Consider the following 23,327-nt stretch of genomic DNA (forward strand, 5'->3'; position numbering starts at 1 on the left):
GGTAGTAGCGGTTCTTCGCTTCAATCAGCGTGTTGGTGTCCAGCAGATAGGTCATGCGTCGAGTTGTTCAGCCAATTCACGGATCTTGGCGGGCTGAACCCCCAGCAACTTGCCCGCCTCACGAAGCAACAGTCGACCGCTGAGCGTCTCGGCGATCACCGCGCGGGCAAACAGGGGGCTGATCTTGGCCACGGCATTTCGGTAGAAATTGCCACCCCCCTTTTCTGCTGCGCGAAAGGCCTCCAGCTCGGCACGGTAGAAGGCCCCATAGCTCTCTGGCGCGATCAGACCCAGATCCATGGCACGCCGAAGGATGACCAGGCGGCTGACATGAAAACGACGTGCCAACTCAGCGACACGGGTGCTCAGGTCTTCTGAGGCCAAGGGCCAAAGCTTGGCAAACAGCTCGGAGGGAGCCAGAAACTCGCCGGCCACTGCGTTGCAGAACACTTCTTCGCGACGGGTGTTGCCGGGTGCGGTGTCAGAGACTCCGCTGCTGCCCAGCCAGACATGGGTCAATTCGTGCAGCAGGGTGAACAAGCGCGCCGAGGAGGCATCGCCGCTGTTGATGAAGACCACAGGGGCCAGCGGATGGCTGACGGCAAAGCCCCGAAACTCGGCGACATCCAGCTTGCGGCGGGTGTTGTTGCCAACGATGCCACTGCGCATGACCAAGATGCCGGCATCCTCTGCCGCTTTGATCAGAAGGCGGTGATAGGGCTCCCAGTGGCCGACCTGGGGTTCTGGTGCCAGTTTGAGGGTCGAGCGGATGTCTTGCGCAACCTGTATCACGTTCGACTGGGTGCTGAAACGCCCTACAAACGGCAGCTGCGCAGCCCCTTGCTCTTGCAGGAACTCCACGTACCAGGCTTGCCGCTGCAAGGCTCGACGAACCGTCTCCATGAGGTTGACGCTGGGCTTGCCAACCAGCGTGCCACCCAGGGTGCGCAGGTCGGGCAGCAGCGGCTCATCGATCGGGGCCTGCCTCAGGAACAGGTAACCGAAGGGGGTATGCAAGCTGCTGGCAATCTGCTGCGCCTGTTTGAAGGTCGGTTGCCACTCCCCATCTTCCCAGCGCTGAAACTGTTCGGGCGCGACGCCAGCGGTCTGGGCCGCCGCGCTGACATCCAGGCCGACGCGATCACGCGCCCAGCGGAGCATCGCCGGGTTGATCAGAGCGTGTGGATGGGCCATCCAAAGATTCTAAGCAGCCAGACATCACGCCGCAGCCCTTGCAAAGCCTTGCGGCCTGCCGGCCATCGGAGGCTGCCGCCTGCATGCCCTCATTCGGGCAGATGGCAAACCGCCTCGATGTTGTTGCCCTCGGGGTCGATCACAAAGGCGCCGTAGTAGTGGGGGTGGTAGTCGGGGCGCAGGCCCGGCGCGCCGTTGTCTCGCCCGCCCGCGGCCAGCGCGGCCTGGTAGAAGGCGTCGACCTGGGCGCGGTTGGCCGCGCGCCAGGCCAGGTGGCAGCCCGTGGTGGCCGGCGCGCCACCATAGGGCGAGGGGCCATCGATGAACCACACATCGGTCTTTTTGCCCTCGGGCTCGGTGGCATCGGGGTAGGCAAAGCCCAGAATGTTCATGCCAAAGTTGCCCTCAAAACTCAGGCTGTAGCCCAAGGGGGCGAGGGCGGCGCTGTAAAACGCCTTGGCACGCGCGATATCGGTCACGCGGAAGGTCATGTGGTCGATCATGGGGGCTCCTTGACTGTTGTTTGTTCACATTGAACTGTATAAATGTACAGTTCAATGTGGAGAGTGTGCAAGGGCCAAGATCAGGAATTGGGGGGCAGCAGCAGAGCTGCAAGCCGCCGTTTGCTGACCGCCCTCAGAGGCCGCACCAAAGCCTCTCAAAGCCCCTCAAAGCGCATTCACCAGCGGCAGCAGATCTGCCAGGTGCTGCCGCCCCAGCGGCGTGAGCTGCAAGGCCCGCTCGCCGGGGTGGCGGCGCAGCCAGCCCTTGTCGAGGCATTGCGCCAGCAAGGCCTTGGGCAGCAGGCCGGCCAGGTGGTCGCGCCGCTCTGACCAATCCAGGCAGCGGAAGGCCAGGCGCGGGCGGCTGGTGGCCTGGGCCTGAGCCAAGCCCGCAAGCTCAAAGCCAAGCGCCCCCAGCCCATCCTGCCCCGGGGTCGTGAGGTGGTAGGCATCGCCCACCGGCGCCAGCCATTGCCTGACCAACAGCTCAGAAAACAGCGCCACCCCCAGCTGCCCCGCCAGGTGCCCGTAGCAGCAGCGGGCAAAGCGCAGGCGCTGGCGCGCGGGATTGGCCCAGGTGGCCTGGTGGGTGTGGCGCTCGGCGATCAGGGCCATGGCCTCCAGGGCGTGGGCCACCTCGTCGTCTTTCAGGCGAAAGTAACGGTGCCGCCCGCGCTGCTCGCACACGATCAGATCGGCCTGCAGCAGCTTGCCCAGGTGCCCGCTGGCGGTGGCGGGCGAAACCGACGCCGCCCGGGCCAACTCGCCCGCGCTGGCGTAATCACCCGCCAGCAAATAGCACAGCATGCGCGCCCGGGTGGCGTCCGCAATGATGGCGGCCACACTGGCCAGGCGAGGCTCAAACGGCGTTGCGTTCATAGGGTGGGGCAGGGGCTGGGCGGGTGCAGCAGACAAGCATTGGCGTCTGCCGGGGCCTCGCTGCGCTGGCTCAAAGTGTAGTCTCGCAGCACCTGCGCCACCCGGATGCGGTAGTCGGCAAACACCGCAGCGCGCCCCTTGGCCTGCCCCGCCCGGTGCTGGCCGTGCTGGCGCCAGGCCTGCACGGCCGCCTCGTCGCGCCAGAAGCTCAGCGACAGATACTCGCCCGGGTCGGAAAGGCTTTGGTACCGCGCCACCGACACAAAGCCATCGATGCGCTCAAGCTGCTCGCGCAGCGCCGCCGCGATCTCGAAGTAGCGCGCCGCTTGCCCCGCCTGCGGCCGGACCTCAAAGATCACGGCGATCATGCCGCCCCCTCCAACCACCCCGTGGGCGCCCGCAGGTAGCTGCTGTCGACCACCTCGGGGAAGGTACGCTCCTCCTTCAAGATGAAGCGCTCGCGCTGCGCAAACGCAAAATTGGCCACGGCCTCAGCGTCTTCACGCAAGCGCTGCCGATAGGCCTCGTAGGCCGCCAGGCTGCTGAACGAGACCAGCCCCCAGGCCTCGACATTGCTGCCCTCATGCGGCAAAAAGTAGCCCAGCAAATGCCCGCCCAAGCGCGGAATGATGCGTGCCCAGTTATCGGCATAGGCCTTGAACAGGTCTTTTTTGAAAGGGTCGATCTCGTAACGGATGAAGCACGTGAGGGTCATGTGAAAACGCCTGGGTTGGGTGGTGAAGACCAGGAGTTTGGGTGGGGGAGGGGGGCGGATGGTTTGGTGGGTGGCGAAGTGTTGGAGGGGGGCGACTACCGAGGAAGCCTCGGCGGTTCAGATCGCGGGGGGCCGCGACAGGGTCAGTGGCTGCGCCCAACCCCAACACAGTCAAGGTCCGTGCGGGCGCAGCCAATTCGCTCAGCGAAGACGCGCCTTCAACTCTTCGCTGGCTTGATGCAGGGCGGCACGGGTGGCCGGCACGTCGGCCAGCACGTTGAGCAAGCCGAAATCGTGAATCATGCCGTTGTAGCGGGTGGCCACCACACTGACGCCGGCAGCATCGAGCTTGCGTGCGTAAGCTTCGCCCTCATCACGCAGGACATCTTTTTCGGCCGTCTGGATCAGAGTCGGCGGAAGGCCTTTGAGCTGCTCTGGCGCGGCCAGCAGCGGCGAAGCATAGATTTCCTGGCGCTGCTTAGGGTCGGTCGTGTAGGCATCCCAGAACCACTTCATCATCCCCTTGGTCAGAAAGTGGCCGTTGGCGAATTCGTCGTAAGACGCGTTCTCGAAATTGGCATGGGTGACCGGCCAGAACAGCACCTGCGAACGCAGCGTGGGCGCCCCTTTGGCCTTCGCCATGAGCGCCACGACCGTCGCCATGTTGCCGCCTACGCTGTTGCCAACAATGGCCAGCCGATTTCCATCCACGTTGATCTGTGCTCCGTTGTCGGCCACCCATTGGGTGGCGGCGTAGATTTCATTGATGGCTACCGGATAGCGAGCCTCGGGCGAGGGGGTGTAGTTCACGAAGACTCCCACTGCACCGGAGTCGGCCACCAGATCGCGAACGAAGCGCTCGTGTGTCGGGAAGTCGCCGAGGATCCAGCCTCCGCCGTGCACGAAGACGAACGCAGGCAGCACGCCCTTGGCGCCTGCTGGGCGGACGATGTTCAGCACCACCGGCTTGCCGTCGACGGCAATCGTCTTCTCGCTGACCTCGGCGGCCGGCAGCTTCGCTCCTTTTTGGGCGCCCACAAGCACCTGTCTGGCATCAGCGGGCGACAGCGTCTCCAGAGGCTGGCCACCGCCTTTTGCCAAGGCTTCGAGGAAGGCCTGGGTGTTGTGTTCGACACCGGGACTCCCTGCTGCCAAGGACAGCGTGGACGCCAATGCCAGAGCGGACGCGGCAACGATCTTGTGTGCGAATTTCATAGGACTCTTCCTTGAGTAAACGGCTTGAAAATTGAGTGGTCAGAGTTGCCAAACGGCAGGAGCAACTTTATGGCTTGGGCCTGTACTTAAGGTGATGTAAAGTACTGACAAATTGATTTGGAGTACATTTCTGATGGACGAATGCACTGACCGCCTGGGTTCCTTGCTGAACCATTTCCCGGTGCGAACGCGCATGTTCCATTCGGGCGCTTTGTGTGGCATCACTGAGTTCCCAACCCAGCAGGGAGGAGGTCAGATGCATCTCATCCGCAGCGGCGAGTTGGAGGTGATCTACCCCGGGCGTGCGCCGCAGCGGGTCAGTGTTCCCAGTCTGCTGCTTTATCCCCGCCGGACCTCAAGGCGCTTTGTCACCGATGCCCAGTGCGGAGCGGTCTTGGTCTGTGCAGAACTCCAATTCGACGGCGGAGACTCCAATCCTGTGTCGAGTGCGTTGCCTGACGTCATTTGCATCGCGCTGGCCGACATCGACGGCGCCGACCAAGTTCTGACCCTGCTGTTCGACGAGGCGTTCGGCCACAACTGCGGTCGGCAGGTGCTGATCGACAGTCTGTTCGAAGTCGTGTTGATCCAGGTGTTGCGACACCTGATGGAGACCGGGCAGGTCAACGGAGGCTTGATGGCTGGTTTGTCCCATCCCCGCCTTCGCAAGGCACTGGTGGCGATGCACGAGCGTCCGGGGCATGAATGGTCGTTGGAAGCGCTCGCTGGCATCTCGGTGATGTCGCGTACCGCGTTTGCCGACAGTTTTCGCAAAACCGTCGGCTGTACGCCCGGCGCGTATCTGCAGGCATGGCGCATCAGGCTGGCACAGCAGGCATTGCGCCAGGGCCGGCAGATGAAGGCCATCGCCATCGATGTCGGTTACGGCAGCGAAGCCGCGCTCTCGCGTGCGTTCAAGGCCCAATGTGGGCTGACATCGCGAGAGTGGCGAAACGCTGCGCTTTCGGACAGCGGCGACGCTCGCTGACACGGGCTTGGCGGATCAACTCGCCAGCAATGGCACCTCGACGGGGGTGTCACAACACATCACCCGACCTCCTCAAGACCCGCTGCGCTTCACCTTGCCGCCATCACCGAAGCCATGCAGGCTGCCCGAAGCACCGAAAATCGCAGGGCCTTCCAAACAGACCCAGAGGCTGTCAGCGAGAGCTCCTGAGCAAGATCCCTTCAACCGACACCTTGAAGTTCTCCATCACCTCGTCGATTGGCTGGCCCATCTGGGCATGGACGATGGCACCGTCGACCACCAAAGCCAGCAAGCGCCCCAAAGACACGGCATCGCCATCAAAGACCTTGTCCAACACAGAGGACATGTCCTGCTTGTGTTGACGCACCGTCTCCAAAATTTTCGCGTCTGACGATCCCAACTCAGCAGCCGCATTCAGAAACGCGCACCCCCTGAAGTCGGGGCTGCTGAACCAATCCCTCAACGTGCTCACGAGGGCGTCCAAGGGCAACAAACCTGCACCTCTGGCCTGCTCCAGGCTTGTTTGAAACCAGGAGATCCACTTCTCGTGACGGAAGTCGAGGTAGGCCCGAATCAAATCGTCTTTGCTCGCGTACTGGCGATAGAAGGTGAGCTTACTGACCGGCGCCTGTTCGATGATCTTGTCGATACCCGTTGCCCGTATGCCCTCCTTGTAGAAGAGCGCGTGGGCCGCGACCAGGATGCGCTCGCGCGAAGGCAGCAGGTCTGGAGATTCTTTTTCAGATTTCATACTCGGATTGTAGACAGGTCGTACTACATTGATTAACATTGCCCATGTAGACAGATTGTTCTACATACCAATTGGAGGTCTCACCATGGAAACTCGTCCCCCACTGCCCCCGTTCACACGCGAAACGGCCATTCAGAAGGTCCGTTTGGCTGAAGACGGCTGGAACTCGCGCGACGCCGCCAAGGTCGCAACGGCATACACCCTGGATACCAAGTGGCGCAACCGCGCCGAGTTCGCCAACAACCGGGCCGAGGCCCAAGCGTTCCTTGAGCGCAAGTGGAACAAGGAGCTCGATTACAGACTCATCAAGGAGCTGTGGGCGTTCGACGGCAATCGCATCGCCGTTCGATATGCCTACGAGTGGCATGACGATGCAGGGAACTGGTATCGGTCGTACGGCAACGAGAACTGGGAATTCGAAGCTGACGGGCTCATGCGCCGTCGCTACGCCTGCGTCAATGACATGCCCATCAAGGAGTCGGACCGGAAGTTCCATTGGCCGCTGGGCCGTCGTCCCGACGATCATCCCGGCCTCAGTGAGCTGGGCCTGTGAGCTGACTCGTTCATCTGAGAAGGGGCCGGTGGGGACTTTCTGAGCGCGTCAGCTTCCGACGCCTATCCTCCGGCAAAGCCGACATGTCGCTGCTGTCGACCACCTCGGGATAGGTGCGCCGCCCCTTCAAGGTGAAGCGCTCGCGCTGCGCAAACGCAAAATTGACCACGGCCTCAGCGTCTTCACGCAGCCGCTGCCGATAGGCCTCATAGGCTGCCAGGCTGTTGAATGAGACCAGCCCCCAGGCCTCGACATTGCTGCCCTCATGCGGCAAAAAATAGCCCAGCAAATGCCCGCCCAGACGCGGAATGATGCGTGCCCAGTTGTCGGCATAGGCCTTGAACAGGTCTTTTTTTAAAGGGTCGATCTCGCAACGGATGAAGCAGGTGAGGGTGATGTGCAAACGCCTGGGTGGGTTGGTGATGACCAGGAGTTTGGGTGGGGGAGGGGGGATGGTTTGGTGGGGGCGAAATGTTGGAAAGAGGTGTTAACTTATACCACCCGGTCGCTTCAAAAACCGGGGTGCTTCAGTTCTGTTTGCACGCATTCAACGAACGAGGCTCTGCATGTCAAAACCGAAACGCCATCCAAACAAGCCAGCCCCAGCCAGGCAGCGCCGCGTCAGCCGGCATCCTCATTCGGCAGACCAGCCGCATGAGTCCCCACGGCGGGTGGCCATGCCCCACATCCTCGCCATCGCCGACGCCCTCTACCCCGTGCGCGAGGCCGTGCAGGCCTATGCCGCGCTGGCGCATTTGTTGATGAACCAGCCCCATGACCACAACGACACGCCCGAGGCGGCTGAGCTGGGGCGTTTGCTGGGCTTGATGAATGAGGGCTTGGCGCAGCGGGTGGCGCTGGCCTGTGCGCAGGCCGAGGCGGTTCAGGGGGGCTTGGGCTGAGTGACCCCCCTTGGGCGGAGCATCAGACCGCGTCTTGTCGACCCAGCATCAGGTCCAGGTTCTGCACGGCGGCGCCTGAGGCGCCTTTGCCCAGGTTGTCGAACACGGCGGCCAGCAGCACCTGGTCGGGGGCACCTTGGCCCAGCACGGCCAGGCGCAGCTGGTTGCTGCCGTTGAGGGCTTCGGGGTCCAGGCTCTGCAGGGCTTGGGCTTGTTCAAGGCTTAGCACCTCGATGTGGCGGTGGTTGGCGTAGTGGCGGGCCAGGGCCTGGTGCAGGCTGGCGGCGTTGGTGCCGGGGGCCAGTTGGCGCAGGTGCAGGGCCACGGTCAGCACGATGCCTTGCCTGAAGGCGCCGTAGGCCGGCACAAAGGCGGGGCGGGTGCTCAGGCCGGCGTGCTGCTGGATCTCGGGGGTGTGCTTGTGCTGCAGGCCCAGGCCATACACCTGCAGGGCAGGGGGGCGCTGGCCTTCGGATGTAGCGTTTTCAAAGGCCTGCACCTGGGCGCGCCCGCCGCCCGAGTAGCCCGAGATGGCGTGGATGTTCAGTGGGGTGTCTGCCGGCAGCAGGCCGGCTTGCACCAGGGGGCGCAGCAGGCCGATGGCGCCGGTGGGGTAGCAGCCGGGGTTGCTCACGCGGCGGGCCTGGGCGATGCGCTGGGCCTGGCCCGGGGCCATCTCGGCAAAGCCGTAGACCCATTGCGGGTCGGTGCGGTGGGCCGAGCTGGCGTCGATCACGCGCACGGCGGGGTTGCGGATGGTGGCGGCGGCCTCGCGGGCCGCGGCGTCGGGCAGGCAAAGGATGGCGATGTCGCAGGCGTTGATGGCCTCTGCGCGGCGTGCCGGGTCTTTGCGCTCGGCCTCGGGCAGGGGCAGCAGGCGCAGGTCGGTGCGGCCGCGCAGCCGCTCGTGGATCTGCAGGCCGGTGGTGCCTTGGTCGCCGTCGATGAAAACAAGGGGGTGCATGACGTTTCTCCTGGGGGGTTGGCCCGCATCTTCCAGCCCTGACTAAAATAAGAAAAGTTGAATTTCATGAAGAGTTTGTTTGTGATTTCTGAATGTCATGCGTGAACTGAGCCTGGACCGCCTGCGCACCCTGGTCGCCATCGTCGACCTGGGTTCGTTCGCCGCTGCGGCCCGTTCGCTGAACCTGGCGCCGCCCACGGTCAGCTTGCATGTGGCCGAGCTCGAGGAGCGCATTGGTGCGCCACTGCTGCTGCGTCAGCGTGGCCAGGTGCAGCCCTCGGGCATTGGCGACACCTTGGTGGCGCGGGCCCGCCGCTTGTTGGCTGATGTCGATCAAACCCTGGACGAGCTGCGCGGGCAGGTTGAGGGGCGCACCGGGCGCGTGCGCCTGGGGGCCTCCACCGGGGCGATTGCCCACTTGCTGCCACAGGCCCTGGAGCAACTGGGCCGCGAGCACCCGGGCATCGACGTGCAGGTGGCGGTGCTGACCTCGCAAGAGACCCTGTCGAGCCTGGCCGCCGGCCGGCTGGACATCGGCCTGGTGGCCCTGCCGCAGCCCGTGACGGAAGGTCTGCAAGTGCAGCCCTGGCGGCGTGATCCGGTGATGGCCTTTGTGCCGGCGGCCTGGGGCAAGACCCCGGCCCGCATCACGCCGGCCTGGCTGGCCGAGCGCCCTTTGATCCTCAACGACGCGAGCACCCGCTTGTCACGCCTCACCTCGGAGTGGTTTGCCAGTGCCGGGCTGCGCCCCACGGCCCGCATTGAGCTGAATTACAACGACGCCATCAAAAGCCTGGTGGCGGCCGGCTATGGCGCCACGCTGTTGCCGCATGAATCGACGGCCCCGCCGCCCGACCCTCGCATCCGCATGCTGCCGGTGCGCCCGGCCTTGTGGCGTCCGCTGGGGCTGGCCTATCGCAGCGCGGCGCTGGAGCCGGCCACCGAGGTGGTGCTGACGGTGTTGCGCGGGTTCAGGCAGGGCTGAGAGCGTTGGCATCGGATCACGATGTGCCCCCGGCCGCCAGCACCGATCGGTTCCGCCCGCCTTGCTTGGCCTGGTACAGCTCTTTGTCGGCGCGTTGCAGCAAGGCATCGAACGAGCTGTCTTCGGGGCTCAGCGAGGCGATGCCGATGCTCACGGTGAAGCGCACCGCGCTGCCATCATCGGCGCGGACGGTGCCCGAGGCCTCGGCCCTGGCGCGCAGGCGCTCGGCGATGAGTTGGGCGCCCGAGGCGTCGGTTTCAGGCAGCATGAGTGCAAACTCGTCACCGCCCAGGCGCCCGCACAGGTCATGGCCCCGGATCACCGCGCTTGTCAGGTGGGCCAGCTCCTGGATGACGCGGTCGCCGGTGGGGTGCCCCCAGCGGTCGTTGATGGTCTTGAATCGGTCGATGTCCAGCATCAACACCGACAGCGGATGGTGGTAACGCCGGGCCCGGTTGAATTCGCGATCGGCAATCGCCACAAAGTGGCGGCGGTTGGCGATGTCGGTCAGGGTGTCGGTGTTGGCGAGCTTGCGCATCTCTTCGCGCTGGCGCCGGGTAGCGCGTTGAACGCGCAGCGCCAACAGGGCCATGCCCGACAGCAGGAGGTAGCCCCCGGCAAACTGCAAGGCGCGGTGCAGCCAGCCCGACAGCACGCGCGATCGGTCAAACCCGACGATGACAATGAATGGAAACTGTTCCAGCCGGCTCATGCCGAAGATCCGTTCCCGCCCATCGATGGGCGACTGGGCCGTGAAGGTGGCACTGCCATGGACCTCGGAAAACGGCGGCTCGCTCGGTGGGGGCGCGGTGTGTTGCCCGATCGCTTCGGGCAGGGGCGGGTTGCGCGCCAGCAGCGTGCCATCAGAGTCGACCAGGGCCAGCACATCGCCTGGCTCGACTTCGATGGCGGCAATCCACTGTTGAGCGTGCTCCAGGTCCACCACCACCATGGCTCCACCCAGCAAAACGCCGTCTGGCGAGCCCAGTGTGCGTGACATGAGAACCACCGAACGGGCCGAGACCGAGCGGTCAGGCGGCATGTACTGGATGTGCAGGCTTTGGCCGGGCTCGACGTGGGCATCAGAGCAGAAGCGCTGGCGGCTTTTGGTGCCGCGCGTCGGAGAACGGGCGCTGGCGGCGAAGATGCAGTTGCCATTGAACAGCACCAGGTCGGTCAGGCCGGCCACGGTGTCCACCTTTTCTTTGAGCAGGGCCTCCAGTCGTGCAGAGACCTGGCCGTCGGGCTGCGGGTAGGCCAGGTCCTGGCCCACATCGACCCTGCCCAGGACATCCCTCAGCACGTAATCGGCGGCCAGAAAGGTGTCGCCGAACGATCGGTTCATCAACTGGCTTTTGTTGATGGCCAGCCACGATCGCTCGGCGGTGATGCGATCGCGCTCTTGCATGAAGTCGATCACGAGCCAGCCGCCGATGACCAGCAACAACAGCAACAGCACGCCGTAGCTGTCACTGCGGGCGAGGGACAGGCGTGCCCGGAGGGCCGACACGACATCAGCCCTCATGGTCATCGATGAAAAGGTGCACGCAGAAAGTCAGCACAAGGGCCTCGGGTGTGCCCGAATCCAGGTTGCAGTAGGACGCCACGGCTCGCCAGTGCGGCAGGCGGCAGGCGGCAGGCGAGGTTTTGTCACGTTTAATTACAAATCCAGATGCTACCCGAAGGGCGGGGCGCAGCATTGCGGCGCCCGGTGCCGTCCGGCGGGTGCCACGAGGATCAGATGCTTGACCGCGGAGAGGTGCCCTGACTTTGGGGCCTGGCGCAGGCTGGATTGGAGTGTTCTTAATTCAGACATGCGTCTGAAAATTAGACAATTGTGATGTCTGAAATTCAGGCATTTATTTGAAATTTGGAAGAAAATCGATAAAAATCAATTACTTACAAACAGGCACGGCTTGTGCAATGATGGTGCTCGACAGCCAACACAACAGGAGACATCCATGCACCGTCGTGCTCTCATCGGCCTGCCCGCGCTCGCCGCACTGGTTTGCAGCGCCTTCAGCGCCGCCCCGGCGTTCAGCCAATCGGGCGATATCCGCATCGCCCACGTCTACAGCAAGACCGGCCCCCTGGAGGCCTACGGCAAGCAGACCCAGACCGGCTTCATGATGGGCCTGGAGTACGCCACCGGTGGCACCATGGCGGTCAATGGCCGCAAGCTGGTGGTGCTCGAAAAAGACGATCAGGGCAAGCCTGATCTGGGCAAATCGCTGCTGGCGTCGGCGTATTCCGACGACAAGGCCGACCTGGCCGTGGGCCCTACCTCGTCGGGTGTGGCGCTGGCCTTGCTGCCGGTGGCCGAAGAGTACAAGAAGGTGCTGATCGTCGAGCCCGCCGTGGCCGACAGCATCACCGGCGACAAGTGGAACAAATACATCTTCCGCACCGGCCGCAACAGCTCGCAGGATGCGATCTCGAATGCGGTCGCGCTCGACAAGCCCGGCGTCACCATCGCCACCCTGGCCCAGGATTACGCTTTCGGCCGTGACGGCGTGAAGGCCTTCAAGGACGCCCTCAAGACCGCCAAGCTGGTGCACGAGGAATACCTGCCCACCAGCACCACCGACTTCACCGCCGGGGCCCAGCGCCTGATCGACAAGCTCAAGGACCAGCCGGGCCGCAAGGTGATCTTCATCATCTGGGCCGGGGCCGGCAACCCGTTCAAGATCGCCGATCTCGACCTGAAGCGCTACAACATCGAGATCGCCACCGGCGGCAACATCCTGCCCGCCATGGCCTCGTACAAGAACTTCCCCGGCATGGAAGGCGCCACGTACTACTACTTCGGCATCCCGAAGAACCCGGTCAACGAAGCCCTGGTGTCGCAGCACTACAAGCAGTTCAAGGCCCCGCCGGACTTCTTCACGGCTGGTGGTTTCAGCGCGGCCATGGCCGTGGTGACGGCGCTCAAGAGCACCAATGGCGACACGGCCACCAACAAGCTGATCAAGGCCATGGAAGGCATGAGCTTTGACACCCCCAAGGGCAAGATGACCTTCCGCAAGGAAGACCACCAGGCGCTGCAGAGCATGTACCACTTCAAGATCAAGGTGGACCCGGCCTTTGCCTGGGGCGTGCCCGAGCTGGTGCGCGAGATCAAGCCCGAAGAGATGAACGTCCCGATCCGCAACAAGCGCTGATCGTCCACGGTGCCGCCGCTGCGCGGCACCTGCCTTTCCATCACGCTCCCGCAACGCTGCCTCGGCCCCCGGGGCGGGTTCAGGAACCCACCATGCTGCAAACCCAAGATCTCACGGTCCGCTTTGGCGGGCACGTGGCGGTGAATGCTGTCTCGTGCAGTTTTGCACCCGGCACGCTGACCGCCATCGTTGGCCCCAATGGCGCCGGCAAGACCACTTTCTTCAACCTCGTGTCGGGGCAGATTGCCGCCAGCAGCGGCTCGGTGCACCTCAACGGGGTGGACCTGAGCCATGCGCCGGTGTCGGTGCGCACCCGGGCCGGCCTGGGGCGGGCCTTTCAGCTGACCAATCTGTTCCCCAACCTCACGGTGCTGGAGAACGTGCGTCTGGCCGTGCAGGCCACGCGCAGCGGCGCCCACCGCCATGGCCTGAACCTGTGGAGCATCTGGAGCGATCACCGCGCCCTGACCGAACGTGCCCACCAGATCCTGCAGGACGTGGCCATGGCGCACCAGCAGGAGGTGCTGGTGTCCAGCCTGCCGCACGGCGATCAGCGCAAGCTCGAAGTGGCCCTGCTGATGGCGCTGGAGCCGCAGGTGTTCATGTTTGACGAGCCCACCGCCGGCATGAGCCATGACGAGGCCCCGGTGATCCTGAACCTGATCCGGGCCCTCAAAAAAGACAAGAGCAAGACCATTTTGCTGGTCGAGCACAAGATGGATGTGGTGCGCGAGCTGGCCGACCGCATCATCGTGCTGCACAACGGCACCCTGGTGGCCGATGGCGACCCGGCCACGGTGATCGCCCTGCCGGTGGTGCAAGAGGCCTACCTGGGCGTGGCCAAGGAGGCAGCATGAGTCAGAACACCCATCTGCTCGAACTCAAAGGCGTGCACACCCACATCGGGGCCTATCACATCCTGCACGGGGTGGACCTGGCCGTGCCCCGCGGGCAACTGACCATGTTGCTGGGGCGCAATGGCGCGGGCAAGACCACCACGCTGCGCACCATCATGGGCCTGTGGCAGGCCTCGCAAGGCAGCCTGCACTTTGATGGGCGCGACATCAGCAAGATGCACACGCCGCACATTGCCGGCCTGGACATCGCCTACGTGCCTGAGAACATGGGCATCTTCTCCGACCTCAGCGTGAAAGAGAACATGCTGCTGGCCGCCCGCAAGGCCAGCCGCGTGGCCCAGATCGACGAGCAGCGCCTGCAATGGATCTTCGGCCTGTTTCCGGCGGTGCAGAAGTTCTGGAACCACCCGGCCGGCAAGCTGTCGGGCGGGCAAAAACAGATGCTGGCGGTGTCGCGTGCCATCGTCGAGCCGCGCAAGCTGCTGATCATCGACGAGCCCAGCAAGGGCCTGGCGCCCGTGATGATCAACAACATGATCGACGCCTTTGCCCAGCTCAAGGCCAGCGGCGTCACGATCTTGCTGGTCGAACAGAACATCAACTTCGCCAAACGCCTGGGTGACACCGTGGCCGTGATGGACGACGGCCGCGTGGTGCACGCCGGCAGCATGGCCGAGCTGGCCGAAGACGAAGCATTGCAGCGCTCGCTGCTGGGGTTGGCGCTATGAACTTCGATTTCAACTTCAAAGACCTGGACTGGAAGCCCCTGGCCCTGGTGCCGCTGCTGGCCTTGCTGGCCCTGCCGCTGGTGGGCTCAGGCTCGACCTGGCTGACGCTGACCGTGGCCGGCCTGGCCATGGGCATGATCGTGTTCATCATCGCCTCGGGCCTGACCCTGGTGTTCGGCCTGATGGATGTGCTGAACTTCGGCCACGGCGTGTTCATTGCCCTGGGGGCCTTTGTGGCCACCAGTGTGCTGGGCAGCATGACCGACTGGACCCAGTCGGCCGAGTTGTGGCGCAACCTGGTGGCGGTGTTCCCGGCCATGCTGGTGGCCATGGCGGTGGCGGGCGCCCTGGGCCTGGCGTTCGAGCGCTTCATCGTGCGCCCGGTGTACGGCCAGCACCTGAAGCAGATCCTGATCACCATGGGCGGCATGATCATCGGCGAAGAGATCATCAAGGTGATCTGGGGTCCGCAGCAGATCCCGCTGCCCCTGCCTGAGGGCATGCGCGGCGCCTGGCTGTGGGGCGATGCCGCCATCGAGCGCTACCGCGTGGTGGCGGTGGGGGTGGGCCTGCTGGTGTTCGGTGTGCTGGCCTACACCTTGAACCGCACCAAGATCGGCCTGCTGATCCGGGCCGGCGTGCAAGACCGCGAGATGGTCGAGTCGCTGGGCTATCGCATCCGGCGCCTGTTTGTGGGCGTGTTCGTGGTGGGCAGTGCCCTGGCTGGCCTGGGCGGCGTGATGTGGGGCCTGTACCAGCAAAACGTGGTGCCCCAGATGGGCGCCCAGGTGAACGTGCTGATTTTCATCGTGATCATCATCGGCGGCCTGGGCTCGACCGGGGGCGCGTTGATCGGGGCCCTGCTGGTGGGGCTGATGGCCAACTACACCGGCTTTTTGCTGCCCAAGCTGGCCCTGTTCTCCAACATCGCCCTGATGGTGGCGGTGCTGCTGTGGCGCCCGCAAGGCGTGTACCCAGTGACCAACCGCTGACGAGGCCCCCATGCACATGCTGAAACGATTGATTTCCAACGACCTGCCGCGCAGCCGCGTGCTGGCCGTGCTGCTGATCGGGCTGCTGTTGGCCCTGGCTTTCACGCCTTTTCTGTTCCCGGGTGTCAAGGCGCTCAACGTGGCCGCCAAGGTGCTGGTGTTCGTGGTGCTGGTGGCCAGCTTTGATTTGCTGCTGGGCTACACCGGCATCGTGAGCTTTGCCCACACCATGTTCTTCGGCATCGGGGCCTATGGCATCGCCGTCGCCACCACCCGCCTGGGCCCCACCTGGGAGGCCCTGGCCGTGGGGCTGGGGGCCTCGCTGCTGCTGTCTCTGCTGCTGGCGCTGGCGGTAGGCCTGTTCTCGCTGCGCGTGCGGGCAATCTTCTTTGCCATGATCACCCTGGCCGTGGCGTCGGCCTTCCAGACCCTGGCTTCGCAACTGTCCGAGCTGACCGGGGGTGAGGACGGCCTGACCTTCAAGGTGCCCGAGCTGCTGTCGCCCAGCTTCGAGTGGGCCGACGAGCCCTTCATGGGCGTGTCGCTCGACGGGCGTCTGATCTGCTACTACCTGCTGTTCGTGCTGGCCGTGGTGCTGCTGCTGGCCCTGCTGCGCATCGTCAATTCACCCTTCGGCCGGGTGTTGCAGGCCATCCGCGAGAACGAGTTCCGCGCTGAAGCCATCGGCTACCGGGTGGTGGTGTACCGCACCGTGTCGAGCATCCTGTCGGCCTTGTTCGCCTGTGTGGCCGGGGCCATGCTGGCGCTCTGGCTGCGCTACAACGGGCCCGACACCTCGCTGTCGTTCGAGCTGATGCTCGATGTGCTGCTGATCGTGGTGATCGGTGGCATGGGCACGGTCTATGGCGCGGCCATCGGCTCGGCCCTGTTCCTGGTGGCGCAAAGCTACCTGCAGGATCTGCTGCGCCTGGGCAGCGAGGCCACGGCCAGCCTGCCCTGGCTGTCTTCGCTGTTGTCGCCCGACCGCTGGCTGCTGTGGCTCGGGGTGTTGTTCGTGCTGTCGGTTTATTACTTCCCGACCGGGGTGGTGGGGCGGCTGCGCGCGCCCGCCCGAGGCCAGAAGGCGCCGCACTGAGCTTGCACTGAGGCCGCGCTTTGGGAGGTCAATGTGGGTTCGGGGTGCTGCCAGATCTGGGCAGGCCCGGGGCAAGTGTGTTCGTCAACCATTGAAAACAAGAGGAGACAAGGCATGCGATTCATCTGGACACCCGTGGGTGCGGCCGTGGCCGCCAGCATCGGGCTTGGCGGCTGCATGGGCGATGGCAGCGAGTTCAACATCCGACCCAGCTATGTGGGCACCGTCAGCAGCGCCGAATACGACGGCGTCAGCAATGACCTGCTGACCGCCGGTCTGGGCAAGAGCGGCCTGCAAAGCGCCGTGGCCCCGGCCTACGCCAACCCCTTGCAGCCCACAGCCACCGAACTGCGCCGGGCGGCCATCTACAACAGTTACCGGGCCCTGCTCGATACCACCGCGGCCGGCGGCTACGGCAGCCTGTATGGCCCCAACGTGGATGCCAACGGCAATGTGACTGCCAGCGAGGGCCTGATTGCCGGTGGCGAATACACCACCTTCAGCGATGACGGCACGGGCCAGCAGAACGTGACCCTCGTGGTGCAGGTGCCCAACAGTTTTGACCGCAGCAAGCCCTGCATCATCACCGCCACTTCGTCGGGGTCGCGCGGCGTGTTCGGGGCCATCAGCACGGGGGAGTGGGGGTTGAAAAAAGGCTGTGCGGTCGCCTACACCGACAAGGGCACAGGGGGCGCAGCCCATGACCTGGCCACCGACACCGTGCCCCTGATCGACGGCACGCGCAGCAGCTCGACGGCGGCCGGGCTGGGCGCGCAGTTCCGTGCCCCCTTGTCGGCCACCGAACTGGCCGCCTTCAACACGGCCACCCCCAATCGCCTGGCTTTCAAGCACGCCCATTCGGGGCGCAACGTCGAAAAAGACTGGGGCAAATTCACGCTGCAGGCGGTCGAATTCGCCTTCTACGTGCTCAATGAGCGCCTGGGGGATGACGCCGGCAACGGACACAAGGCCCGTACCTTCCGGGCCAACAACACGCTGGTGATCGCCTCCAGTGCCTCCAATGGCGGCGGCTCGGCGATTGCCGCGGCCGAGCAGGACACGCAGGGCCTGATCGATGGCGTGGCCGTCAGCGAGCCGGCCATCGAGATGCCCAAGAGTGCCAACGTGGTGGTCACCCGTGGCGGACGGGTGCAGGCGACCACGGCCCGCACTCTGATGGACTTCACCAGCTACGCCCACCTGTACTCGGCCTGTGCCGCCCTGGCCCCCGAGCTGGCCGGCACGCCGTTCCAGAGCACCTATGCGCTGCCGGTGGTGTACGGCACCCTGGCGGCCAACCGCTGCAGCGCGCTGAAGACCAAGGGCCTGCTCACGGCCAGCACCACGGCCACCCAGGCCAGCGAGGCCTTGGCCAAGCTGCAGGCCTATGGCTGGGAGCCCGAGGCCGGTAGCCAGATTGCCACCCTGGCAGGCTTCGAAGTGGCCCCGGCCGTGGCCGTCACCTTTGCCAATGCGCTGGCCCGCGCCAGCGTGAAGGACAACCTGTGTGGCTACAGCTTCGCCGCCACCACCGCGGCGGGTGCCGTCACCACCGTGGACGCCACGGCCCTGGCCCAGATGTACGCCACGGGCAACGGTGTGCCGCCGTCGTCGGGGGTGCAACTGGTCAACAACAACGCCCAGGGCGGCCCGGTGCGTGATCTGCTGTCGGTGTCGCCCAGCACCGGCCTGGCCGACATGGGGCTGGACGGCGCCCTGTGCCTGCGCAACCTGGTCACCGGCACGGCTGGCGTGGCGGCGCAATTGAACACCGGCATCGACGAGACACGCCGCAATGGCAACCTGCGCGGCCGCCCCACGGTGATCGTGCATGGTCGCTCCGACCCCTTGCTGCCGGTCAACCACACCTCGCGGCCCTACCTGGCGCTGAACAACGCGGTCGAGGGTGCCAACAGCCAGCTGAGCTACCTCGAAGTCACCAATGCACAGCACTTTGACTCGTTCATCGGGCTGCCCACGGTGCTGCCGGGTTACGACACGCGTTTTGTGCCGTTGTCGCTGTACTTGAACCGAGCCCTTGATGCGGTCTACGCCCGCCTGAAGGACGGCACGGCCCTGCCGCCGTCGCAGGTGGTGCGAACCGTGCCGCGTGGCGGTACGCCGGGCGCGGCGCCGGCCCTGACGGCCAACAATGTGCCGGCCCCGGTGACAACGCCTGCCGCGGCCGACCGCATCGTGCTCAGCGGCAACACGGTGAGCATCCCGGACTGAGGCTGCCCACTGATCGATGAAACCTGGCGGGGCCGCGCAGTGGCCCCGCCTGCAACCGGAACGGATATTTTTCATGGCCATGTCCTCCCACTACCTGCGCTGCGCAGGCCGCGAACTTCATTACACCGAGTGGGGCAACCCGCAGGCCCCGGCCGTGATTGCCTGGCACGGCCTGGCGCGCACCGGCCGTGACATGGACGAACTGGCCGAGCACCTCAGCGGGCGCTATCACGTGATCTGCCCCGACACCCTGGGCCGCGGCCTGAGCCAATGGAGCCCTGACCCGGGCCGTGAGTACACCCTGGCTTTCTATGCCCAACTGGCCCAGGGCCTGCTCGACGGCCTGGGCCTGGATCGTGTGCATTGGGTGGGCACGTCCATGGGCGGCGCCATCGGTACGGTGTGTGCGGGTGGCCAGGTGGTGCCCGCGCTCCGGGGGCGCCTCAAGAGCCTGGTGCTGAACGACAACGCGCCGCAACTGGCGGACGCCGCCATCGCGCGCATCCGGGCCTATGCCGGTGAACCGCCGGCCTTTGATTCGGTGGTGGCCCTGGAGGCCTTTTTCCGCCAGGTCTACAAGCCCTATGGCTGGCTCAGCGACGCGCAATGGCGGCGCCTGACCGAAACCTCGACCCGGCGGCTGCCCGATGGCCGGGTCACGCCGCATTACGACCCGGCCATGGTGCAGCAGTTCACCCTGCACCCCAACGATTACCTGATCTGGGACGACTACGATGCCATCGACATCTCGGTGCTGTGTCTGCGGGGAGCCGAATCAGACCTGGTGCTGCCCGAGACCACCGCCGAGATGCTGCGCCGTGGCCCGGGCCTGCGCGGCCTGACCACGGTGATCGAGGTGCCGGGCTGTGGCCATGCCCCCGCGCTCAATGTGCCCGATCAGCTGAACCTGGTGAGTGACTTCATCGATCGTGCCGAGGCCGGTTGATGCGGCCTGATGGCCGTTGATACCGGCTGAGCGGCGCGCTCAAAGCGATTTGGCGAAGAACTGGGCGATGCCTTGACGCAGGGCGTCCCCCCCATGCTCCCGGTAATCCAGGTGGTCGGCACCGGGGATGCGCCACAGGGCCTTGGGTTGGCCCGCGCGCTCGAACAAGGCCTGCTCCACGGCGATGGGGGTGTCGTGGTCACCTTCGGCCGCCACCAGGCGCAATGGCCGCGGGGCGATCTGGTGAATCACCTGGGCGGGCTGCACCCGGTCGGGGTCGATGCCGGCCCACCAGAAATCCAGCCTCAACAGCCAGGCGCTCAGTGCCGAGCCACTTTTGTAACGCAACTCATCGTGCAGTGAGGACCACATGTTGTGCAGCACCACGGCCTTGATGCGCGGATCACTGGCCGCCACCATGCACACCGTGCTGGCGCCGATGGAAAAGCCCTCGGCCCCCAGGCGCCGGGGATCGGCATCGGGCCGGGCGCTGACCCAGTTCAGTGCGGCGTTCAGGTCTTCCTGTTCCAGATCGCCCCAGGACTGGGTGTCGCCTTCGCTGTTGCCGCTGGCGCGCGAGTCGTACAGCAGCGACCCGATGCCACGCTCGGCCAGGGCCTGGGCCTGGGCCAGAAACCACAGGCGGTTGCCCTGGCCGCCATGCACAAAGATCACCACCGCCCCGGTGCGCGAGGGCTTGTACCAGCCCTGCAGCAGCAGGCCGTCGGCGGTGGCAAAGGTGACAGGCCGCACCCCCCCGTGCAGGGCCTGCTGGGCCAGGGCCAGGTCGGCCGCCAGAACCGGTGTGCGGGGTGGGTGGAGCAGGGCTCGGGCCACCTGGGCGTGGTGGATCAACTTGGCACCCAGGGCCAACGCCAGCAGCAGGGCCAGCAGCCAGGGCGCGAGGGCCCGTGCACGCCTGCGCCAACCGCCCGCCACCGGGGCGTCGGGTGAGGGCTGGGTGTGGGGCGGGGGGGCCGTTTGGGGCCCGCGGGACTTGGACATGCGCGTTCTGGGTCAGGCAGGCCGGACGCAGCACCTGGGCGAGTGGGCCCTTGTTGCCGTGGCTCAGCCTGTGGTCTGAGCCTTGCGTCCTTCCTTCTGCGCCTGATTGTGGGCGGCCTGTGTAACGCGTCTGTGTGCAGCAGGTGTCTGCTGTGTGGGGGCGCCCCCCCCGGATCAGCGCCCGGCGCGCCCCGGTCGCAAGGCCCGTCGGCAGGCCCGGCGGTAGGCCGCCAGGGTTTCGGCCGCCAGCGTGTGCAGGGCGCTGGCCGGTTGGCCGGCCAACAGGCTCAGGCCTTCGCTGGCCTGGCGCATGGTGTACACATGGAACTGCCCGGCCGCCACGGCGGCCACCAGCTCGGGTGACAGCATCAGCTGGCGCTGGTTCAGTGCGGGCAGCAGTACACCTTGCTGGCCGGTCAGCCCGGCGCGCCGGCAAACTTGGAACCAGCCTTCGATCTTCTCGTTCAGGCCGCCCACGGGCAGCACTTCGCCGTGCTGGTTGAGAGCGCCGGTGACCGCGATGTCCTGGCGCAGGCCCACGCCTGACAGCGAGGACAGCAGGGCGAACAGCTCGGCGCACGAGGCCGAGTCGCCCTCCACGCCGTCGTACTCCTGTTCGAAGCCCAGCGAGGCCTGCAGGGCCAGCGGCGCCTGTTCGCTGAACAGCGCGTGCAGGTAGCCTTGCAGAATCAGCACGCCCTTGTCGTGGATGGGGCCGGACAGGCGCACCTCGCGCTCGATGTTGAGCACGCCCTGGTGGCCAGCCTGGGTGCGGGCGCTGATGCGCATGGGCACGCCAAAGCGGTGGTCGCCGGTGTCGATCTGGCTCATGGCATTGAGCTGGCCCACGGCCAGGCCGGTGGTGGAGATCAGCCGCTCGCCTTCGCTGATGCTGTCGAGCACGCACTGCTCCAGGTAGTCGTGGCGCTGGCGCCGTGCCTGCAGGGCGGCCGCCACGTCGGCGGCGCTCACCCCTTCGCCCTGCCGGTCGCGGCACTGCTGGGCGCTCTCGATCAGCACCATTTCGATCTGACCCAGTTGCGCGCTGAGGTAGTGCTGGTCGTCGGCCTCGCGGTGGCTTTGCTCGAGCAGGGCTGCCACGCCTGCGGCCTCGAAGTGGGGCAGGCCGAGTTGCCGGCAACGGCAGGCCACCCAGGCCGCCATGGCGCGGCGGTTGTCGTCGCTGGCGGCAAAGCGGTCCGCAAAGTCGACCTTGACGCGGAAACGGCGCGCCATCTCGGGGTCGGCGTCTTGCAGTTTGTAGTATTCGTCGGGCGAGCCGACCAGCACCAGGCGCACGTCCACCGGCACGGCGTCGGGCTGCAGGCTGGCACCAGCCGGGGTGCCCGTGCCACCGGGCTCTTCGATCTGCAACTGGCGCGAGCGCAGAAAGCGGCGCAGCCGCTCCCACAGGGGCTCGTCGTCGATCAGGTCGGCCAGGTGCAGCATCAGGTACCCGCCGTGGGCTTGCAGCAGGCCGCCCGCATGGATGGCGGTGTGGTCCGCGGGGCCGGCGTCGTCGCCGCCCGGGTGCTCGATGCTGCCGAACAGGCTGCGCATCTGGGGGTTGTTGTCCAGCACCACCGGCGCACCTTGCTGGCCAGCGTGGTCCACCACCAGGTTGAAGGCCAGGCAGGCCTGCCAATGGGCCAGGTCGGCCTTGCGGTCGGCTTCGTCTTCGTCTTCGGCTCGGGGCAGGAACAGGTCGATCTGGTTCAGCACCTCGCCGATGGCCGCCTGCACCCAGCTCTGCAGCCCGTGGCGCTCGGCTTCGGGCAGGCCGGCCAAGGCGGTGTCAAAGGCCTTCTGCAACTGCGGCGTGAGGGTGCGGCGCTTCAGGGCCTCCAGGGTCTCGTCACGGGCAATCTCGCGCAGGCGCAACTGGGCCAGCACGCGGGCCATTTCAGCGCGCACTTCGTTTTCGGTGGCCGTGGCCAGGGCTTCGGCGGCCGATTTGTCGGCCTCGCTTTGAGGGCTCTTGTCCTTGCCGTGTGGTTTCTCGGGCAGCACCAGCTTGAGCCGGTCGGACTCGCGCTGCAGCTGGTAGCCGTGGCGGGCGGCCAGGGCTTCCAGGTCTTTCAATGCCAGGTGCTCCTCGCGCTCAAAGGCTTTCTCGATGCCGTCGGCCTCCAGCGTGACCTCGGCGGCCTCCAATTGGGCCGGGATGTCGGTGGCCAGTTGGCGGGTGAGCTGCTGCAGGCCCTGGCGCAACACGCGGCCGCTGCCGGCCGGCAGGCGCAAGGCCAAGGGGCGCTGCGGGGCCTCGAAGCGGTGCAGATAGCCCAGGTCGGGCGGTACCGGGCGGGCCCGGGCTGCCTGGTGCAGAGCCTGGCGCAGCAGTGAACTGCGGCCACTGCCGACTTCGCCCAGCACGAACAGGTTGTAATCGGGCGCTTCGATGTGCAGGCCGAACTCGGTGGCTTGTCGGGCGCGTTGCTGCCCGATCCAGCCCGGGGCCTCGTCGGCCAGTTCGGCGGTGCTGGCAAAGCCCAGGCTGGCAGGGTCGATGTGGCGGCGCAGTTGCTGGGCCGTCAGGGCAGGCTGGGTGGGCAGGTCGGTGGAGGGGGCGGGCATTGACGAAAGAGGGATGTCGGGGGCCAGGAGGTCGGAAAGCATAACGCTAGCCGGGCTTGGCCCGGTTGCGTGGCTGAATTCGAAAGG

General features: G+C 65.7%; 23 protein-coding genes. 11 read left to right on the forward strand and 12 right to left on the reverse strand.

The genetic code is table 11. The annotated features are described in order from the left end of the window. Positions 1-51: 51 nt before the first annotated feature. The 6 genes from AC07PT_RS00655 to AC07PT_RS00680 all read right to left on the reverse strand — a co-directional run bounded on the left by AC07PT_RS00655 (position 52) and on the right by AC07PT_RS00680 (position 4,506). Positions 52-1,194, reverse strand: coding sequence for an XRE family transcriptional regulator (locus AC07PT_RS00655; RefSeq protein ID WP_494655481.1), 1,143 nt, complete (start codon positions 1,192-1,194; stop codon positions 52-54). Positions 1,195-1,283: 89 nt separating this feature from the next. After that, positions 1,284-1,697: a VOC family protein gene (locus AC07PT_RS00660; protein ID WP_494655482.1), complete on the reverse strand. Its 414-nt coding sequence runs from the start codon at positions 1,695-1,697 to the stop codon at positions 1,284-1,286. A 165-nt stretch (positions 1,698-1,862) separates the two neighbouring features. Beyond that, on the reverse strand, positions 1,863-2,576 hold the full coding sequence (locus AC07PT_RS00665; protein ID WP_494655483.1) for an ArsR/SmtB family transcription factor: 714 nt from the start codon (positions 2,574-2,576) through the stop codon (positions 1,863-1,865). Then, on the reverse strand, positions 2,573-2,944 hold the full coding sequence (locus AC07PT_RS00670) for an antibiotic biosynthesis monooxygenase family protein (protein ID WP_494655484.1): 372 nt from the start codon (positions 2,942-2,944) through the stop codon (positions 2,573-2,575). Before AC07PT_RS00670 ends, AC07PT_RS00665 begins: the two co-directional genes overlap by 4 nt. Next, a complete protein-coding gene (locus AC07PT_RS00675) occupies positions 2,941-3,291 on the reverse strand; it encodes an NIPSNAP family protein (RefSeq protein ID WP_494655485.1) in 351 nt (116 codons plus the stop codon). The genes AC07PT_RS00670 and AC07PT_RS00675 overlap by 4 nt, the downstream gene beginning before the upstream one ends. A gap of 201 nt (positions 3,292-3,492) precedes the next feature. Continuing rightward, positions 3,493-4,506: an alpha/beta hydrolase gene (locus AC07PT_RS00680; RefSeq protein ID WP_494655486.1), complete on the reverse strand. Its 1,014-nt coding sequence runs from the start codon at positions 4,504-4,506 to the stop codon at positions 3,493-3,495. 133 nt (positions 4,507-4,639) lie between these two features. Here AC07PT_RS00680 and AC07PT_RS00685 point away from each other — a divergent pair, with 133 nt between their 5' ends. After that, a complete protein-coding gene (locus AC07PT_RS00685; protein WP_494655487.1) occupies positions 4,640-5,494 on the forward strand; it encodes a cupin domain-containing protein in 855 nt (284 codons plus the stop codon). A gap of 172 nt (positions 5,495-5,666) precedes the next feature. Here the strand turns inward: AC07PT_RS00685 and AC07PT_RS00690 are convergent, their stop codons facing one another. Further along, positions 5,667-6,245, reverse strand: a complete 579-nt coding sequence (locus tag AC07PT_RS00690; RefSeq protein ID WP_494655488.1) for a TetR/AcrR family transcriptional regulator — start codon at positions 6,243-6,245, stop codon at positions 5,667-5,669. Positions 6,246-6,330: 85 nt separating this feature from the next. Here AC07PT_RS00690 and AC07PT_RS00695 point away from each other — a divergent pair, with 85 nt between their 5' ends. Beyond that, on the forward strand, positions 6,331-6,798 hold the full coding sequence (locus AC07PT_RS00695) for a nuclear transport factor 2 family protein (RefSeq protein ID WP_494655489.1): 468 nt from the start codon (positions 6,331-6,333) through the stop codon (positions 6,796-6,798). A gap of 10 nt (positions 6,799-6,808) precedes the next feature. Here AC07PT_RS00695 and AC07PT_RS00700 read toward each other — a convergent pair whose 3' ends face one another. Then, positions 6,809-7,195 carry an NIPSNAP family protein gene (locus tag AC07PT_RS00700; RefSeq protein ID WP_494655678.1) on the reverse strand — a complete coding sequence of 129 codons (387 nt, stop codon included), beginning with the start codon at positions 7,193-7,195 and terminating at the stop codon, positions 6,809-6,811. A 280-nt stretch (positions 7,196-7,475) separates the two neighbouring features. On the opposite strand from AC07PT_RS00700, the gene AC07PT_RS00705 reads away from it, so the two are divergent. After that, the gene (locus tag AC07PT_RS00705) at positions 7,476-7,700 is read left to right on the forward strand and encodes a hypothetical protein (protein ID WP_494655490.1); all 225 of its coding nucleotides are present in this window, start codon (positions 7,476-7,478) and stop codon (positions 7,698-7,700) included. 22 nt (positions 7,701-7,722) lie between these two features. Here AC07PT_RS00705 and argC read toward each other — a convergent pair whose 3' ends face one another. Further along, a complete protein-coding gene (gene argC, locus AC07PT_RS00710) occupies positions 7,723-8,664 on the reverse strand; it encodes an N-acetyl-gamma-glutamyl-phosphate reductase (protein ID WP_494655491.1) in 942 nt (313 codons plus the stop codon). A 97-nt stretch (positions 8,665-8,761) separates the two neighbouring features. Between argC and AC07PT_RS00715 the strand changes: the two genes are divergently transcribed. Then, entirely contained in the window at positions 8,762-9,649 is an 888-nt protein-coding gene (locus tag AC07PT_RS00715; protein WP_494655492.1) for a LysR family transcriptional regulator, read from the forward strand. Between the two features lie 16 nt (positions 9,650-9,665). Here the strand turns inward: AC07PT_RS00715 and AC07PT_RS00720 are convergent, their stop codons facing one another. Continuing rightward, positions 9,666-11,174, reverse strand: coding sequence for a sensor domain-containing diguanylate cyclase (locus AC07PT_RS00720; protein WP_492345032.1), 1,509 nt, complete (start codon positions 11,172-11,174; stop codon positions 9,666-9,668). Positions 11,175-11,610: 436 nt separating this feature from the next. On the opposite strand from AC07PT_RS00720, the gene AC07PT_RS00725 reads away from it, so the two are divergent. The 7 genes from AC07PT_RS00725 (at position 11,611) to AC07PT_RS00755 (ending at position 19,661) form a co-directional block, all read left to right on the forward strand. Further along, positions 11,611-12,810, forward strand: a complete 1,200-nt coding sequence (locus AC07PT_RS00725) for a substrate-binding domain-containing protein (RefSeq protein ID WP_494655493.1) — start codon at positions 11,611-11,613, stop codon at positions 12,808-12,810. A 92-nt stretch (positions 12,811-12,902) separates the two neighbouring features. Then, a complete protein-coding gene (locus AC07PT_RS00730) occupies positions 12,903-13,667 on the forward strand; it encodes an ABC transporter ATP-binding protein (protein ID WP_027475630.1) in 765 nt (254 codons plus the stop codon). Continuing rightward, positions 13,664-14,395 carry an ABC transporter ATP-binding protein gene (locus tag AC07PT_RS00735; RefSeq protein WP_492345035.1) on the forward strand — a complete coding sequence of 244 codons (732 nt, stop codon included), beginning with the start codon at positions 13,664-13,666 and terminating at the stop codon, positions 14,393-14,395. Before AC07PT_RS00730 ends, AC07PT_RS00735 begins: the two co-directional genes overlap by 4 nt. Continuing rightward, entirely contained in the window at positions 14,392-15,387 is a 996-nt protein-coding gene (locus tag AC07PT_RS00740) for a branched-chain amino acid ABC transporter permease (protein WP_492345036.1), read from the forward strand. The genes AC07PT_RS00735 and AC07PT_RS00740 overlap by 4 nt, the downstream gene beginning before the upstream one ends. 16 nt (positions 15,388-15,403) lie before the next feature. After that, entirely contained in the window at positions 15,404-16,483 is a 1,080-nt protein-coding gene (locus AC07PT_RS00745; RefSeq protein ID WP_494655679.1) for a branched-chain amino acid ABC transporter permease, read from the forward strand. A 114-nt stretch (positions 16,484-16,597) separates the two neighbouring features. Beyond that, the gene (locus AC07PT_RS00750) at positions 16,598-18,715 is read left to right on the forward strand and encodes a D-(-)-3-hydroxybutyrate oligomer hydrolase (RefSeq protein ID WP_494655494.1); all 2,118 of its coding nucleotides are present in this window, start codon (positions 16,598-16,600) and stop codon (positions 18,713-18,715) included. Positions 18,716-18,788: 73 nt separating this feature from the next. Continuing rightward, positions 18,789-19,661: an alpha/beta fold hydrolase gene (locus AC07PT_RS00755; RefSeq protein ID WP_494655495.1), complete on the forward strand. Its 873-nt coding sequence runs from the start codon at positions 18,789-18,791 to the stop codon at positions 19,659-19,661. Positions 19,662-19,700: 39 nt separating this feature from the next. On the opposite strand, the gene AC07PT_RS00760 is transcribed toward AC07PT_RS00755, so the two are convergent. Beyond that, the gene (locus AC07PT_RS00760) at positions 19,701-20,666 is read right to left on the reverse strand and encodes an alpha/beta hydrolase (RefSeq protein WP_494655496.1); all 966 of its coding nucleotides are present in this window, start codon (positions 20,664-20,666) and stop codon (positions 19,701-19,703) included. Between the two features lie 174 nt (positions 20,667-20,840). Further along, positions 20,841-23,282, reverse strand: a complete 2,442-nt coding sequence (locus AC07PT_RS00765; protein ID WP_492345040.1) for a Lon protease family protein — start codon at positions 23,280-23,282, stop codon at positions 20,841-20,843. Positions 23,283-23,327: the final 45 nt, after the last annotated feature.

The organism is Curvibacter sp. GW821-FHT09D12, from assembly GCF_059416245.1.

Coding starts and splice junctions, on each gene's coding strand:
- AC07PT_RS00665 (WP_494655483.1), bottom strand. CDS start 2,576: ATGAACGCAACGCCGTTTGAGCCTCGCCTGGCCAGTGTGGCCGCCATC.
- argC (WP_494655491.1), bottom strand. CDS start 8,664: ATGCACCCCCTTGTTTTCATCGACGGCGACCAAGGCACCACCGGCCTG.
- AC07PT_RS00750 (WP_494655494.1), top strand. CDS start 16,598: ATGCGATTCATCTGGACACCCGTGGGTGCGGCCGTGGCCGCCAGCATC.
- AC07PT_RS00735 (WP_492345035.1), top strand. CDS start 13,664: ATGAGTCAGAACACCCATCTGCTCGAACTCAAAGGCGTGCACACCCAC.
- AC07PT_RS00715 (WP_494655492.1), top strand. CDS start 8,762: ATGCGTGAACTGAGCCTGGACCGCCTGCGCACCCTGGTCGCCATCGTC.
- AC07PT_RS00660 (WP_494655482.1), bottom strand. CDS start 1,697: ATGATCGACCACATGACCTTCCGCGTGACCGATATCGCGCGTGCCAAG.
- AC07PT_RS00740 (WP_492345036.1), top strand. CDS start 14,392: ATGAACTTCGATTTCAACTTCAAAGACCTGGACTGGAAGCCCCTGGCC.
- AC07PT_RS00675 (WP_494655485.1), bottom strand. CDS start 3,291: ATGACCCTCACGTGCTTCATCCGTTACGAGATCGACCCTTTCAAAAAA.
- AC07PT_RS00765 (WP_492345040.1), bottom strand. CDS start 23,282: ATGCTTTCCGACCTCCTGGCCCCCGACATCCCTCTTTCGTCAATGCCC.
- AC07PT_RS00705 (WP_494655490.1), top strand. CDS start 7,476: ATGCCCCACATCCTCGCCATCGCCGACGCCCTCTACCCCGTGCGCGAG.
- AC07PT_RS00720 (WP_492345032.1), bottom strand. CDS start 11,174: ATGAGGGCTGATGTCGTGTCGGCCCTCCGGGCACGCCTGTCCCTCGCC.
- AC07PT_RS00655 (WP_494655481.1), bottom strand. CDS start 1,194: ATGGCCCATCCACACGCTCTGATCAACCCGGCGATGCTCCGCTGGGCG.
- AC07PT_RS00670 (WP_494655484.1), bottom strand. CDS start 2,944: ATGATCGCCGTGATCTTTGAGGTCCGGCCGCAGGCGGGGCAAGCGGCG.
- AC07PT_RS00730 (WP_027475630.1), top strand. CDS start 12,903: ATGCTGCAAACCCAAGATCTCACGGTCCGCTTTGGCGGGCACGTGGCG.
- AC07PT_RS00725 (WP_494655493.1), top strand. CDS start 11,611: ATGCACCGTCGTGCTCTCATCGGCCTGCCCGCGCTCGCCGCACTGGTT.
- AC07PT_RS00745 (WP_494655679.1), top strand. CDS start 15,404: ATGCTGAAACGATTGATTTCCAACGACCTGCCGCGCAGCCGCGTGCTG.
- AC07PT_RS00690 (WP_494655488.1), bottom strand. CDS start 6,245: ATGAAATCTGAAAAAGAATCTCCAGACCTGCTGCCTTCGCGCGAGCGC.
- AC07PT_RS00755 (WP_494655495.1), top strand. CDS start 18,789: ATGGCCATGTCCTCCCACTACCTGCGCTGCGCAGGCCGCGAACTTCAT.
- AC07PT_RS00760 (WP_494655496.1), bottom strand. CDS start 20,666: ATGTCCAAGTCCCGCGGGCCCCAAACGGCCCCCCCGCCCCACACCCAG.
- AC07PT_RS00680 (WP_494655486.1), bottom strand. CDS start 4,506: ATGAAATTCGCACACAAGATCGTTGCCGCGTCCGCTCTGGCATTGGCG.
- AC07PT_RS00685 (WP_494655487.1), top strand. CDS start 4,640: ATGGACGAATGCACTGACCGCCTGGGTTCCTTGCTGAACCATTTCCCG.
- AC07PT_RS00695 (WP_494655489.1), top strand. CDS start 6,331: ATGGAAACTCGTCCCCCACTGCCCCCGTTCACACGCGAAACGGCCATT.